Annotated in this window: 10 protein-coding genes; 5 read left to right on the plus strand and 5 right to left on the minus strand. The window is 50.7% G+C overall.

Annotated elements, in window-relative coordinates; translation table 11 throughout:
* Positions 1-16 precede the first annotated feature (16 nt).
* Positions 17-931: a CehA/McbA family metallohydrolase gene (locus tag V8Q34_RS23760; RefSeq protein ID WP_054352061.1), complete on the minus strand. Its 915-nt coding sequence runs from the start codon at positions 929-931 to the stop codon at positions 17-19.
* Between the two features lie 204 nt (positions 932-1135).
* Between V8Q34_RS23760 and V8Q34_RS23765 the strand changes: the two genes are divergently transcribed.
* The 5 genes from V8Q34_RS23765 (at position 1136) to V8Q34_RS23785 (ending at position 7283) form a co-directional block, all read left to right on the plus strand.
* Positions 1136-1597, plus strand: coding sequence for a DUF6669 family protein (locus V8Q34_RS23765; protein WP_244806452.1), 462 nt, complete (start codon positions 1136-1138; stop codon positions 1595-1597).
* 10 nt (positions 1598-1607) lie between these two features.
* On the plus strand, positions 1608-2549 hold the full coding sequence (locus V8Q34_RS23770; protein ID WP_158587221.1) for a CehA/McbA family metallohydrolase: 942 nt from the start codon (positions 1608-1610) through the stop codon (positions 2547-2549).
* A 4-nt stretch (positions 2550-2553) separates the two neighbouring features.
* The gene (locus tag V8Q34_RS23775) at positions 2554-4332 is read left to right on the plus strand and encodes a sensor histidine kinase (protein ID WP_335836454.1); all 1779 of its coding nucleotides are present in this window, start codon (positions 2554-2556) and stop codon (positions 4330-4332) included.
* Positions 4304-5926: a helix-turn-helix domain-containing protein gene (locus V8Q34_RS23780; protein WP_256157879.1), complete on the plus strand. Its 1623-nt coding sequence runs from the start codon at positions 4304-4306 to the stop codon at positions 5924-5926. Before V8Q34_RS23775 ends, V8Q34_RS23780 begins: the two co-directional genes overlap by 29 nt.
* A gap of 94 nt (positions 5927-6020) precedes the next feature.
* A complete protein-coding gene (locus tag V8Q34_RS23785) occupies positions 6021-7283 on the plus strand; it encodes an MFS transporter (RefSeq protein WP_335836455.1) in 1263 nt (420 codons plus the stop codon).
* On the opposite strand, the gene V8Q34_RS23790 is transcribed toward V8Q34_RS23785, so the two are convergent.
* The 4 genes from V8Q34_RS23790 to V8Q34_RS23805 all read right to left on the minus strand — a co-directional run bounded on the left by V8Q34_RS23790 (position 7280) and on the right by V8Q34_RS23805 (position 14663).
* Positions 7280-8830, minus strand: coding sequence for a response regulator transcription factor (locus tag V8Q34_RS23790; RefSeq protein WP_227211625.1), 1551 nt, complete (start codon positions 8828-8830; stop codon positions 7280-7282). The two genes, V8Q34_RS23785 and V8Q34_RS23790, sit on opposite strands and share 4 nt — an antisense overlap.
* Positions 8802-10535 (minus strand): sensor histidine kinase, encoded by a 1734-nt coding sequence (locus tag V8Q34_RS23795; protein WP_148392868.1) that lies wholly within the window; start codon positions 10533-10535, stop codon positions 8802-8804. The genes V8Q34_RS23790 and V8Q34_RS23795 overlap by 29 nt, the downstream gene beginning before the upstream one ends.
* Positions 10536-10775: 240 nt before the next feature.
* The gene (locus V8Q34_RS23800) at positions 10776-11444 is read right to left on the minus strand and encodes a YesL family protein (protein WP_033139237.1); all 669 of its coding nucleotides are present in this window, start codon (positions 11442-11444) and stop codon (positions 10776-10778) included.
* Between the two features lie 96 nt (positions 11445-11540).
* The gene (locus V8Q34_RS23805; protein WP_148392867.1) at positions 11541-14663 is read right to left on the minus strand and encodes an alpha-mannosidase; all 3123 of its coding nucleotides are present in this window, start codon (positions 14661-14663) and stop codon (positions 11541-11543) included.
* Between the last annotated feature and the right edge of the window lie 92 nt (positions 14664-14755).

Genomic DNA, 14755 nt, shown 5'->3' on the forward strand with positions numbered 1-14755 from the left:
ACCTCTTCCTCCCAGATCATAATAGCCACAGCCAGATTGGCTGGGACCATGCTTTTTCCCCGGCTGCGTTCTTCACCACAAGCCGTACATATTCCTCATCCCCATTCAGCACAAAGGTTCCTCCCTTTAACTTGCCTTCCTCATTGTGAAGATGTCCGCTTCTGTGCGGTGTCTTGAAATAAATATCCGTGCAACCACTGCAGGAGGCACAGGCCGTATTGTCCTCCACATAAAAATCATGGATCAGAGGGCCTGAAGAGGCATAAAAGCTTCCGTCTCTCAGCGCCTCGAAGATACCTCTGTGGGTAAGCTCCCGGGCCTTTGCCATAATGAACCCGCCCATGCTGTACGGTCCCAGTTCATGGGTATCATCCGCCGCAAAGCAATACGTCCTGTTCCTCACATACAGAAAATGATCGTAATATGTCTCGGAGTTTCCGTTGCTGTCCTCAAACTCTGCCACATGGTTGTAGATTTCCATTCCCAGCAGCCCGTGAAGATTCTTGATATCCGTGGAATCCACCTTGGACCAGTAAGGATGGGCATAGATAGTGACATTGCCCCGCTGGGCCATATATTCAATGATCCTCTGTGGCGTACACAGGGTATTGCCTGTTCTCTCCCTTTCAAAACGGTAATGATCGGGAATCCGGTTCGTCTCTGGCAGACCTATGCTCACAAGATGATGGTCCTTGCGCTCCGGAAGCTCCAAATCCAGCTCTGTACCGGGAAATATGAGAAAATCCTCCCGGTTCAGCTCCTCATGCACTCCGTAGACCCAGTGGTCCGTGATAGCCAGAAAGGAATACCCCTCCTGTCTGTACCGCTTTGCAGTCTCCTCCGGTTCGCTGCTGCCGTCTGAGCGGGTGGTATGTGTGTGGAGATTTCCCTTGTAAAATTTTCCGGACTGATACAATGTTCTCTTCTGCATCTTCTATCCTCTTTTCTCAAAATTCTGCCTCCGAAAATCGGCATGGGCATATTATAAAGCACTTTCTTTCGGAAAAAGAATGAAGATTTCTCAGAAAAATAATGGACAATTCTACGATAATCTCAAATCTATTGAATCCCCATTTTATATGTAGTATCATTTACCCAAATTCTATTAACACTTTTTTCAGGAGGAGAGACATCTATGAAAGTACTTTATAAAGTTGGAGGGACCCTGTCCAAAGATTTTATCGGGCAGATATCCTATACCGTATGCCTGGACCGGAAATACGAAGAACTGGATATCGAGTTTTCTTTTGATAAGCAAAAGTACACAGCCGAGGATGTGACAGAGGACGTGATCCGTGAGCTGACAGACTACTGCCGCAGCAATTACGGCCTGGAACTGCCTCCCGGCGCAGACCCGGTAAAGGAGATCATGGACAGTGCCAAGACCGAGATACACACACTGGCAATGCTCAATGACCGCTTCATAGGCTGCATCCACCGCCAGCTCACCAACAGACATATGCACTTTTGCTCCTCCTCGGCCACTGAGGGCTGTATCCCTCAGACGGATCTTGAAGGAGTTCTGAAAGTAACCGTACTCGTCTTCAATGTCCTCATGGATGACACACACTACACACTGCAGGTCTCTGCCCGATAAGGAGGTTTTCATGTACAAACGACTGGAATTACACAATCACACCACAGAATCCGACGCTTCCCTCACGTGTGAGGACCTGCTTCGATGGATGGAGGCAGATCAGGTAGATGCCTTCGGCCTTACAGACCATAATACCATCTCCGGCCATCCCAAGATGCAGAAGCTGCTCTTGGAGAACAGTTCCGGCATACAGTGTATTTACGGCATGGAATACACCACCTACTACGGACATATCCTCTGTCTGAACTTAAAGGAGTATGTTCCCTGGGAAACCATTGACCGCCGCCGCCCTGAACTTTTGTTTCAGGCCATCCGGGATAAAAACGCTCTGGCAGGCATTGCCCATCCGTATTCCTATGGCTACCCCTTTGCCCGGGGATGCCGTTTTGAGATGGAGCTTACTGACTATAGCTGCGTGGATTTTATTGAAATCTTCAATAATCCCGAACCACTCCGCCAGGTCAATGAAAAGGGGCTGCTGCTCTGGGAAGATCTGGTGCTGAAGGGCTGGCCCATTGCCATGACCTGCGGTATGGATCTGCACGGACGCTGGGAGATGGGAAACCAGTTCGCCACCTTTGTGAAAGGGGAACCCGGGGGAGATACCGCAGCAGAACTGGAACAGGCCATCCGCAGCCAGAAGACCTGCATTTCCAAAGGGCCCATCCTGGAAGTCTCCGTGGCCCCTGACAGCCGCTCCCTTACGTTTCATCTGGCTGACACGAAGAAACCCGGCTTTTCCCGGCAGGATTCCTCACAGTTTCTGATCACACTCAAAACATCCTCAGATACATACACGGCTGCCCCGGACCAGGCTTTCCCCATAGAAAGACTGAAGGGCGCGGAATCTGTCATTCCGAAATTATATGATAAAACTGCGGAGATAGAAAACCTGGTCTGTGTGGCGCCTGTTCTGCATCTTACAGGACAGAGCCGTCAGCCATGGATGTGATGTTATGAAATGGAAGGGTATCTATTCGCACCGCATTTTTACGCAGCTTGTCGTCTTTACACTTTTGATCAGCCTGATCCCCACCCTGTCCATCACCTTTTTTCTGTTCTATAAGCTGGAGAATATGGTCAAGACAGAGCTTTCCGAATCCTACCGGCAGATGACCTCACAATATATAAAAAACATTGACGAAAAGCTGACCCAGTACCAATACAGCCTGGATGTCATTGCCGACAACACCGTGATTCTGGAAACCCTGGTGGACAAGACAGAAAGTCCTTACATCAAAGGGGAACAGATCAGCAGTGAGGTGACAAAATCCCTGCTGCTGGACCGTCAAAGAGAGATCCGCAACTGTATGCTCTACTCTGATATTGATGAGTATCCCGTATACGGAAAACGGGCTTCCATGGTCAAGGAGGCCGGACACGAGGAATGGTTTCTGCAGGAGCGCGCGATCAGGGAAAACAGCTTCAGCTATATCTCCAGCGCCGGCAATGTTCCTGTTCTCTCCTTTGTCAAAAACATTGAAAATGTCAATATCCACAATTATGAAAAAGAACAGCTCGGCTTTCTGAAACTGGACCTGTACATGGATCTGGTCTTCAAGCCCGCAGACACAGCCAATGAGGGGGATTCCTCCTATGAGGTCATTGTCTACGGCGATGACAGCAAAATCCTCTATTCCTCAGCGCCCCAAAAGAATTTCCTGCTGGACGCATGGCTTGCGGCCGGGGAATCCTCAGAACCGGTTGACGGCTTTACCATCAAGCACGAGAATCTGGAAAAATGCGCCCTGCATGTCCTGCTTCTGTTCGACAATCATCAGCTCACGGTCAAACAGCAGGCAGTCAGACAGATGATCCTGCCCATCATGCTCTGCGTTATCCTGCTCATCCTGTTCTGGTCCTGGCTCTACAGCCGTAACTTTTCAGTCAGGATCGGGTGTCTGGTACAAAAATTCCACAAAGCGGAGACCGGTGATCTGAACATCTACGGACCTATATCCGGCAACGATGAGGTGGCAGAGCTGGACCGCCAGTTTTCCCATATGCTGGGCAAACTGGATGCCCTGATCCAGAAAAACTATATCCGCGAACTGGAAAACAAGGAGGCACAGCTGAAAAATCTGCAGCTCCAGATCAACCCCCACTTTCTCTACAACACTCTGGAGACCATCAGCTCCATGGCTGCTGTAAAACAGGTATTTGACATCTGCGATATCTGCCAGAGGCTGGGGGAGATCTTCCGCTACAACCTTGGGAAGAATTACGGGGAATTTGTAACAGTGGCACAGGAGCTGGGCCACGTGCAGAATTATATCTTTATCATAAAAAAACGGTACGGAAACCGTTTTGAAGTGTTCTACAACATCTCCGTGGATACAGACAATGCCATGACGCTCCGCTTCATCCTGCAGCCCATCGTTGAAAATGCCATTCTTCACGGCCTGGTAAAACAGACCACCACGGGCACCCTGGAACTCTCCGCCTGGGAGGAGAAGGACAGTCTGATGATACGTGTGGAGGATGACGGCATCGGCATGGATATCCAGAAAGTGGAGGAGCTGAACCGCTCCATAAATGTGGCTGACGATCTTACCCATACCGGACTCAGCATTGGTATCCGCAATGTCAACCAGAGGATCAAGCTCGCCTGCGGAGACCAGTACGGAATCACCATAAAGAGTACCCTTCACTACGGCAGTCAGTTTGATCTGCGCCTGCCGCTCATTCGGAAAGGAGAAAAAACAGATGAAAAGGAACCTGCTGATAGCAGATGACGAGGAGCTTATAAGAAAAGGCCTGATCGCACGTCTTAATTATCTGGGGTTTGCATTTGGTGAGATTCTGGAAGCGGAGACGGGAACAGAGGCACTGGAGGCAGTGAGAGAAAATTCCATATCCATTGTCATCACAGACATCCGGATGCCTGATATGGACGGTCTGGTCTTCATCCGGGAGGCCAAGAAACTCTCCCCTCATCTGCGCTTCATGGTGTTAAGCGGTTACGCCGAATTTGAATATGCCAAAACCGCCTTAACTCTGGGCGCCAGTGCTTATCTGCTGAAACCTCTGTCAAACCAGGACCTGAAAGAGGGTATGGACAAACTGCTCACACAGGTAGAACTGGACACGAGAATACGCCGGGACATCACCTCCAGGAAGAAGCTGGAGGAGGAGAACACTGCGTACACCCTGGAAAAGGAGGTCAATGCTCTCCTCCATGAGCCTGAAGACGAGAAATTCGGAAAAGGCAAATATCCCGCATTCTACCATAAGATCTCCTCCGCTCCCGGAAACCGCCTTCTCCTGGGCATTGTCAACATTGAGGAGAAAAGCTGTGAGAACAACTTCTGTAAAGACGACACGGAGCTGATCCGCTTTGCCGTCAAGAATGTATTTGACGAAATCAGCTCACCCAGCAAGGTCCTTCTGGTGAACAGTATCATCCACCGACGTCAGATGTATGCCGTCTTTGAGAGCAGCGGCAGTGAGGAATCCATGCTCCGCCGGGAGGTGGAACAGTTCTTCCTGGAGATGCGGGCTGTTCTGGAGAAGAAGATGGGCATATACCTGACTATGGGCACCAGCAGCCAGACCGGCAGACTCTTTGCGGGAATCCTGGGGGAGGCGGAATCCGCCCTTCGCCAGCGGACCATCTACGGTGACGGCAATCTCTATTTTTATGAGGACAACACCGTCTTCTCCGGGAAGTCCTTTCCCGCCTCAGAACTGTACTTTCTGGAACAGTACCTGATCCAGGGCAATGTCAACGGTATCCTCAAGCTTCTGTCCCAGTTATTCTCAGAGGAAATGCTCCAGAGCTGCGGCGTCTCCTACATCCGCATCCTCTGGGTGCGCATCCTGAATCTCCTCCTGAAATACTATGAGCCGGAGATACGCAAGTACATCGGTGTGGAGGACCTTCTCCACAATTTCCGGATCCTGGATGAACTCTGCCTCCCGGAAAGGATCCACCGCTATATCTCGGATATTATCACGGACTGCATCAGCAAACGGGGAATGCAGGATGCCAGTTCCAAGGACAAGATACAGCTTGCCACTCAGTATATAAAAAAGCATTACAACGAAAATCTGTCCATAAACGGCCTGGCGGAACTCTACAACATGAGTCCAAACTACTTCTCCTCTGTCTTCAAAAAGGAGCTGAACCGTTCCGCGGTAAACTATATCACAGAGGTTCGCATGGAAAAGGCCAGGGAGTATCTGAAAGATACCGGCCTGAGCGTGATTGAGATCGCGGAAAGCGTGGGCTATGAGGACAGCCAGTATTTTTTCCGGGTCTTTAAAAAGACAACCGGGGTCACACCCCTTCAGTACCGGCAGCAATGCCGATCCGGTAAACCCATGTAGAAATATCTACTTTAAAATGGTGATATATCCATTTCTCCTTTTTCCGTTCTGGTGTATATTGAAGAACGAAAAAAGAAAAAAAGGGGTATCTCTCATGAAAAGATTTCACAAGCTTGAAAGCAGTAAAATGGCATTCTATCTGTTCCTCCTGTGCTGGCTGGCCTACTTTACCTCCTATATCGGACGGCTGAATTTCTCTTCCGCCATGACAGCCATGATCGAGGAGCAGGTGCTTGCCGGGTCCCAGGCAGGGTTTATCAGTATGGTATATTTCTTTGCCTACGGCATTGGGCAGATGTGCAACGGCCTGTTGGGAGACCGGTTCCATCCCGGACATATGATATTTACCGGTCTCGCCGCCGCCGCTGCCGCTAATCTCATCATGGGATTTGTGGATTCCTTCTTCCTCATGTCCCTGGTCTGGGGCATCAACGGATACGCCCAGTCCATGATCTGGCCTCCCATCATCCGTATTTTTGCGGAAATGCTGCAGGAAATGCAGAAGGTACGATATTGTATCCACATTGTGTCCTCACAGGTGGCCGGGACTCTGGGCGCCTATCTCCTGGCAGCGGCCGTCATGTGGCTGGCAGGCTGGAAAGCCGTGTTCGGTGCGGCAGCCCTCTGCCTGGGCGTCATGGCTGCTGTCTGGTCCCTGGGTTTCGGCCGTATTGAGCGTTACAGCCAGAGCTGCAGGAAGGAAGATACCGCGGCCCCGGATGTCTCGGGCCTTAAACCGCAAGACACATCAAAGGCTGTTCCTATCTCCTCTCTTCTCTTCAGCTCCGGCCTGCTGGCCGTAGTATTTCCGGTACTGATCCACGGAATGCTGAAAGACGGAGTAGCCACCTGGGTGCCGACCTTTATCAGCAAAACCTTTCTGACCTCTCCGTCTCTCTCTGTGCTGGTGACCACCGTTCTGCCCATTGTAAATCTCACCGGTGCCTATGCCGCACAGTATGTATACCGCCGCACAGGCAGACGGGCCATGAAGGCTGCCGTTCCCTTTTTCCTGCTGGCCTCTGCCGCGCTGGCCGGAATCCGTCTGGCAGGCAGCCTGTCCATCGTCCTGACCGTGATCCTGTTCGCGCTCATCACCGCCTCCATGATGGCAGTCAACACCTTATTTGTCAATCTGCTGCCCCTGAACTACGAAAAGCAGGGCCGGGTCTCCACAGTATCCGGCTTTCTGAACTCTGTGGCCTATCTCGGCACCGCGGTTTCCACCTTTTCCATTGGGGTCATGGTGGACCATCTGGGGTGGGGCGCCACTGTTACAAGCTGGATACTGGTCACAGCCGCTGCCCTTATAGTCTGCATTGTAAAATCTCTGCGCGAAAACGTTACAGGTCCCTAATATTTTTTCATCTCTCGTAAGGAAGCCGGGGACACCCCGTAGCACTGCTTGAACTTCCGGTAAAAGTAGCTGGTATCCGTATATCCTACCTCCTGGGCGATATCGTTGATCCTGCGGTTCGTATTCAGTATCAGGTCTTTGGCGATCCCGTTCTTGATATTGCTCAGATACTGGGTGAAGGAGCACCCCACTTCCTTCTGGAAGATCTGGCCCAGATACGAGGCGTTCATGTGGTATTTATACGCCAGTGTCTTCAGACTCAGCTCCTCCCTGTAATTCTTCTGCACCTCTGCCATGATCTGCTTTACCACAGGCGTGTATGCGGAATTCTCTGTGTGCAGATATGTGATGATCTCCGAAATCTCCGAGATGAACATAGCCTTCAGTCCGAAAATATCCTCAGCGCCGTAAATCCCCTCCACCATATCGGACAGATCCTGCATATTCTTCTCTTCCAGCTTATATTCCCCCTTGATATCCCACAGCAGCATGGCGATCTTCAGGGCAGTCTGGTACAGGTTATTCACATCCGTGTCCTTGCGGATATTGTTGATGAACAGATCCTCGATGTAATTGATCGCCCCGTCCCTGTCCTTCTGCAGTATCATTTTGCGGAGCTGCGTCTCATCAATGGCCACATCCTTTGATTCCCGGTTCCTGATATGGTTGTCATCCACACAGCTTCCGTATCCGTCCAGCATCCTGTACTTCTGCATCCGCATGGCCTCCCGGTATGCATCCGGAAGCTTTTCATAATCCGTAAAGGAAGGGCCGATACTGATAAATGTAAAAATGCCCAGCTCACTTTCCAGGCGGTTCTGCAGACAGGAGAAACGGCTGTGGATCTCACCACGTATCTTCCCGGCAGTCTCCCCTTCCCCTCCGTTCCAGGTATAATCTGTCTGAAAACTGTCTATCAAAAGCAGGGTATCTGTACCCAGATGGATCACTCTGCACGCTTCCTCCTGCAGAATGGAAAGCAGTTCCGACATATCCCCTTTCCGCATGCTTCTGCTGTCAATCTTCATAACTGCCGCTGACAGCAGCTCCGCCTTCTTTACCCTTGGAAACAGGGAGAGAAATGTTTTCTGCTCCTCCTCACTGCTTCCTCCCTCCAGAAACTTCTGCCATCCGATACGGTCCTCCATGTCCTTTGCATTGTCCCGGTCCATCTCCCGGAGTTTCAGAAGCGCCTTTTTTGCCACTGCCTCAAGCTGTTCCTCGTCAATGGGCTTTAATATGTAATCCTCCACGTCAAGGGGAATGGCTTTTCTGGCATATTCAAATTCATCGTATCCGGTGAGAATGACAAACCGCACCCTCTCATCCCTGCCCCTGATCTCCCTTAACAGGTTCAGGCCGTTCATCACGGGCATCTCCACATCTGTCACCACCAGATCCACAGGCTCCTTCTCCCAGAGGGACAGTGCCTCCTTACCATTGTGGGCCATATGCACCACCTCAAGTCCCAGCGCCTCCCAGTCTATGATGTTCCTTATCCCCTGGAGAATCAGCTCCTCATCCTCCACCAGCATTACTTTCTTCATCTGTTTCCCTCTCCCTGACCTTCAATTTCAATATCACATGCATGCCCCGGGGCCTGCCGGCCTCTAAAAACACACCGCATGTATCCCCATAAGCAGCCCGCAGCCTGCGGTTCACATTCGTCACGCCAATGGATTTTCTTGTATCCATCTCATTGTTTCTGAGTTCACGGTTCTTACTCTCCATGTCTTTTCCGGGCATTCCCCTTCCATTGTCTTCTACATGGATATAGAGGTCCTCCTCCACGCACCTGGCATAGATCCGAATCTCATTGTCGCTCTCCTCCATCCGGATTCCATGGATAAAATAATTCTCAATAATGGGCTGCAGGATAAACTTGATAACCGGAATGTTGGACAGTTCCGGTCCGCACTCCACACTGGAACGGAATTTTCCCTGGTACCGGTATTCAAACAATTCCAGATATTTCTTACAGTAGTGCAGCTCCTGCATAAGAGTTATCACATCCGCCTCCTTTAGCTGACTGCGGAAAGTGACGGCCAGGCTGTAGAGCATTTTCCCCACTTCCCGGTCCCCGTTGCAGATGGCCTTCATGCGGATGGCTTCCAGTGTATTGTACAGAAAATGAGGGTTGATCTGACTCTGCAGTGCCTGCATCTCCGCATTCTGCTGTTCAATCTCTGCCAGATAGCTTTTCTGGATGTAGGATTCCAGTTCCCGGCACATGCGGTTAAAATGGTGGGCGATCATGTCCAGCTCATCCCCGTGCTCATGTTCCGGAAGCTGTACCTTTAAGTTTCCCGTCTGCACCTGGTCCATGCCCTGCAGAATACCGTCAAGCCGTTTTGTAAGGCGTTTCAGATAACTGCTGATCAAGATCTCACCTGTAATGACAAGGACAGCCCCGATTCCCAGTATGGCAAAAATATGGACTGCCGGAACGGAGGCTGCAGTGTGCTTGTCAAGCCTGGCTGCCACAATATAATCTTCCACACTTTGAAGCTGTATGTAGGACCCGAGTTTTTTATCTGCGTCCTTTTGCTGGAAATCCTCCAGAAGCAGAGAGTCCGCCCCCGGAAATACCTGGTTTCCGTTCTTGTGATAGAGATACACCTCTGCCATGGGATACTTTTCCTGAATCTTTTTCATGGACCCTGTATCAAATGTAAAGACAATACACCCCTCCATCCTCATGCTGAGAGGGTCCCTGATTTCTTTCTGAAAGGAGTAGGAACCGGGCATGGCAAGCCCGCCGTCCAGAATCTCCTTTCTCCGTTCCCTGCCTTCATGATTTACACGGATATCATTTTCGGAGTAAAAAACCGTTGTCTTGTTATTGGTATAGCTGATGAATTCTATCTCTTTGATATCCGGATACGCGGAATACGCATTTTCCACATAACTGTAAATATCCTTGTTGTCCAGTGTGTTGGAGGACGCGTACGTGTCCAGATGACGTTTGAGATATTCCTCCGTGTCATACCGGAAGTAATTGAGCAGGTCCTCCAGCTCAGAACTGTTCTGGTAAATCGCTCTGTGCAGATAATCCGCGTCCGAGCTTACACGGCTCACCTCCAGAACCGCCTCCCCGCACAGCTTGCCTGCATAATCCTGATTTGTCTCCAGCATGCGGGTTCTGCTGGAGGAAACCGAATATAAGATCAGCACTCCTACGATCAGTATCAGAACTGCGGAATAACTGAAAAATAATTTCTGAAATAAATGTCCCGGGCTTTTGTTTTCCATATATTCCCTCCTGCCTGTAAGTATACCATATCTCCGCCTGTCTGTGCATGCTGAGGATATGCTGACAGCACAAAAAGAGAGTCCTGTGGTTACTGTTCACACTCCACTGTCCCGCGAGGTGTTTTCAGGCCAAAGGCATGAAAATCCCGAGGCAGCCAGCGCGATATGGAGCGGAATGCTCCATATCTGTGCATCGTGAAGCGTGTTATTGGGCACGGAGTGAACAGTAACGTCCTGTGGTTAACTCTCTTCCAGTGAATGCAGAACCTTCCGGTTCATAAATGCTATGAGGAATCCGTACAGGCTTCCCATAAATAATACTGCTGTCCCTGCTTTCAGCTCAAACAGCATCAGGATGACTCCCAGGGAGACAATGCTCCCCAGAGTGCTGACAGGCCTGGTGACAAGAAGGATCAGGGAGGTCTTAACAATATCCCGGTTCTTCATCCGGTACCGGGAGGCCAGCAGGTACAGATTCGGTGTCACCGCCAGGGCGGCTGCGAATAATATCACAAAAAGGATCATAAGAGGAAAGACCGGAATCTGTACCGCAAAAAACTCTATATTTATCTCAAATACCAGGATCAGGAACATATGGCCTGCCGCCAGCAGATATTTCTGTCCCCAGTCATCCCTGTATGCCTTCCTGTAGTCTCTCCATACCCCGGTCTCCGTTTTGGAGAGCAGGCGGTTCATGGTGTAAAACAGGGCGGAGAGCGCCGGCCCCGCAGGAACCATGCACAGCAGGAAGAATGGCAGGCAGGTGCGCACCTGGGAGGCTCCCACAAAGAGGAAAAACAGGAGCGCCGGAAGGTTGGAGAGCAGAAACAAAAGGTTCGCTCCAATCACATACCACAGCTTTTCACAAAATCCCAATATCTTATCCATCTGGAACACTTCACTAAACATTTTCTCCTCCTCTTCCCAAGCTGCCGGTCTGCAGCCGCTCTCAGGTACGGTCTGCGCCATAAATGCACAGGCCTGACCGGATCATTACCATTATTCTTACAGCTCGATCAGGATCGTCTTGATCTCATAGGGATGCAGATGAAGCTTCATCTCCCCTGCCGGCCTTGCCTTTGTGAGCGGGCGTTCCCTCAAATCCCCCTCCATCCAGCAGGAATAACCAAATCCCGGTGTCACCGTCACGTTCTGGGAACTTCCCGCAAACTCATGGAAGCGCAGAACAATATACTTTCCGTCCTCGGACTTTTTCACTGCGTCCACTTCCACCTGTTCATTGTCAAAGGTGACAAAACTCTCAAAGTCTGCCTTCGTCCTTCCGGCAGCCGCTTTCATGGGGTCATTGAGCGTACATGCCTCCTGCACGGTACGTCCCTCCACAAAATCCCCGCCGTGTGGCAGAAGGGCATAGGTAAAGGTGTGCATACCCTGGTCCTGCAGATGGTCCGGCTGCAGACCGGAGCGCAGAAGGGAAATGCGGATCACATTATCCTTGATGTCATGTCCGTATTTGCAGTCATTCAAAAGGCTGACGCCGTAATTTCTCTCGGAGAGGTCAGCAAAACGATGGGCAACGCTCTCAAATCTGGCCTGATCCCAGCTTGTGTTCCAGTGGTTTGGGCGCCTCACATTGCCGTACTGTACATCATAGGTTGCATAGGTGGAGCGGATATCCACCGGGAAAGCAGCCTTTAATAACTGCTGTCTTTCATGGAAATCCACATCTGTCCGAAAGTCGATCCTTCGGGAATCCCGGTACAGGCTCATATCCTGGGAAATGAAGGATCTCATATATTTCCATTCCATGTGGATGGTCAGTTTCAGCGGACCGCACTCCGTCACTTCAAAGGCCGTCAGCTCTGTGATCTCCCTCATTTTCTGCTGGTAGTAAATATCAATGTCCCACGCGTCGTTGTCAAGAGGCTTATCCTCGAACATCTGCAGCACATTTCCCCGCTCCCCTTCTGCCAGGACCTCACGGCCGAAGGTCTTGTCATAGAGCCGGGTCATCTGACCGTAATCATTCAGGGAAATCAGATAATAAGGTGTCTCGATCTCCCTTCCCCGGATCACGAAGCTGTTCTGCTCCTCTTTTCCCTGTGCCTGGGGATGGAAGAAGATGACCTTATGCCCCATGGCCGGCACCTGCTCTGCCTTTACATACACGGCATTTTCCCCTTTCTGTACAGGAAGCACACACCCCTTATCATCTGTAAAGTATCCGTTCTCTGTGCAGGGGATGGATATCAGCTCATCCTTCGTCCAGGCAGAAGCATTCCATACGGTCCAGGTGTTTTCCTCCGGCAGGGCTGTGTTCTCCGTGAAATCCTCCTCCACCTGAACTGCGATTTCTTCAATGGCAGCGTAATCTTTATGGCAGTCCTCATATACCTCATGGATGGAGGAGCCGGGTATGATGTCATGGAACTGGTTGGTCAGGATCAGCTTCCAGCCCTTTGTGAGGCTTTCCTGTTCTGCTTTTTCCAGGCTTCCTGCCATGAGACCCTGCATAACGGTCATCCACTCAGCTCTGCGGTACAAAAGCTCCATTTTCCTGTTCATGCGTTTGTTGTAGCCCTGGCTGGTGTAAGTTCCCCTGTGGTATTCCAGATACAGTTCCCCGTCCCAGGTATTTACATACTGGTCTGTGTCCTTTACTGTCTCCTTCAGTTTTCTGAAATACTCCCCTGCTGTGGATGTTTTCACATGAGGCAGTCCCGGAATCCTGTCCAGTCTCCGTCTCTGTTCCAGCATGTCACGGTTCACACCCCCGCCGCCGTCTCCGAATCCATAGGCGATGAGCAGATCTTTGTTCATCTCCTTCTCACTGTAGGCATCCCACACGCCTTTTACAGTCTTTGGCATAAGCTTGCCGTTGTAGGTGTAGAACCAGGAGCCCGGTTCATTCCAGGGTTCCGGTGTGGTGATGAAATGGGTCAGCACTTCGCTGCCGTCAATGCCCTTCCATTTGAAGGTGTCGTGAGGCATACGGTTAAACTGGTTCCAGCTTATCTTTGTGGTCATGAACATATCAATGCCGGATTTTTTCAGGATCTGGGGAAGTGCCCAGGAGTAGCCGAACACATCCGGCAGCCAAAGGTATTCCACATCTTTTCCGAACTCATCCTTGATGAATTTGCTCCCGATCAATATCTGGCGTGTCAGGGATTCTCCGCTTGTCAGGTTGCAGTCTGCCTCCACCCACATGGCGCCGTCCGCTTCCCAGCGTCCCTCTCTGACGCGCTCCTTGATCTTCTCATAGATTTCAGGGAAATCCTCTTTGATATACTCATAAATCTGGGGCTGCGTCTGCAGGAAAATGTATTCCGGAAACATTTCCATCATGCGGAGCACTGTGGAGAAGGAACGGGATGCTTTCTCATGAGTGTGCTTCAGCCGCCACAGCCATGCCATGTCAATGTGGGTATGGCCTACACAGTAGACATTTACCAGGGAATGCTTATCCATCTTGTCAATCTTCTCATTCAGCACCTGATCCGCCTGATGAAGGGATTCATAGAATTCATCACTTCCCGGATATGCCCAGTCAATGCAGTGACACGCTTCATCCAGTGCGTTTCTCAGATCATAGCGGATGGGATTGTTTTCCTCCAGGTTCTCAATGGTCTCAAGCACCATGGTTCCCAGATAGTAAAAGTCGTCTGCCTCTTCATCCAGCCAGGCCAGATCTGCCCTTTTGATCTGATGCTCCTGCACCGCGGGCACACCGCCGCCCTCCAGCCCTGACCAGAGGCGGAAAGTCAGGCTTGTGTCCTTTCCATAACATTCCTCCGGGAAAAATACCTCCTGATGGTTCACGTCAACACCCTGGAAGGGTTCCTCATCCAGATAGCACATGGACTCAAAACCACTGTTGTTTCCCGCACCTGTATTTCCGAAATCAAAGATACCCACTGCCCGTCTGCCGGCCCACTCTGCTGGGATCCGGATATCCCTGTGCATCCACAGATAGCGGTCCCTGCCGGCCCAGCACTCACCCCCGGCAATCCTTCCCCAGCCGTCAAAGTTTACGGGAACCCTGGGATTTACCAGCTTCTGTTCATCCTCGCACATTAGGAATTCTCCTATAGGAGTCACACCGCGGTATCTGTATTTCTTCACTTCATCCATTCGTCTCTGTAATTTCCTGTCTGTCAAAAACATAATACCCTCCTGTTTGATGCCGCCTTTCCCACCGCCTTAAGCAGCTCTGCAGCCAGCAGCACGCTTCGTTATTTTTATTTTACATGTTTTAC

The organism is Blautia sp. JLR.GB0024, from assembly GCF_037000545.1.
Taxonomy (GTDB): domain Bacteria; phylum Bacillota; class Clostridia; order Lachnospirales; family Lachnospiraceae; genus Blautia; species Blautia celeris.

What these genes read in the sequence shown, in the direction of transcription:
- V8Q34_RS23765 (WP_244806452.1), top strand. Translation starts at nt 1,136, where the DNA reads ATGAAAGTACTTTATAAAGTTGGAGGGACCCTGTCCAAAGATTTTATC.
- V8Q34_RS23760 (WP_054352061.1), bottom strand. Translation starts at nt 931, where the DNA reads ATGCAGAAGAGAACATTGTATCAGTCCGGAAAATTTTACAAGGGAAAT.
- V8Q34_RS23800 (WP_033139237.1), bottom strand. Translation starts at nt 11,444, where the DNA reads ATGTTTAGTGAAGTGTTCCAGATGGATAAGATATTGGGATTTTGTGAA.
- V8Q34_RS23790 (WP_227211625.1), bottom strand. Translation starts at nt 8,830, where the DNA reads ATGAAGAAAGTAATGCTGGTGGAGGATGAGGAGCTGATTCTCCAGGGG.
- V8Q34_RS23775 (WP_335836454.1), top strand. Translation starts at nt 2,554, where the DNA reads ATGAAATGGAAGGGTATCTATTCGCACCGCATTTTTACGCAGCTTGTC.
- V8Q34_RS23780 (WP_256157879.1), top strand. Translation starts at nt 4,304, where the DNA reads ATGAAAAGGAACCTGCTGATAGCAGATGACGAGGAGCTTATAAGAAAA.
- V8Q34_RS23785 (WP_335836455.1), top strand. Translation starts at nt 6,021, where the DNA reads ATGAAAAGATTTCACAAGCTTGAAAGCAGTAAAATGGCATTCTATCTG.
- V8Q34_RS23795 (WP_148392868.1), bottom strand. Translation starts at nt 10,535, where the DNA reads ATGGAAAACAAAAGCCCGGGACATTTATTTCAGAAATTATTTTTCAGT.
- V8Q34_RS23805 (WP_148392867.1), bottom strand. Translation starts at nt 14,663, where the DNA reads ATGTTTTTGACAGACAGGAAATTACAGAGACGAATGGATGAAGTGAAG.
- V8Q34_RS23770 (WP_158587221.1), top strand. Translation starts at nt 1,608, where the DNA reads ATGTACAAACGACTGGAATTACACAATCACACCACAGAATCCGACGCT.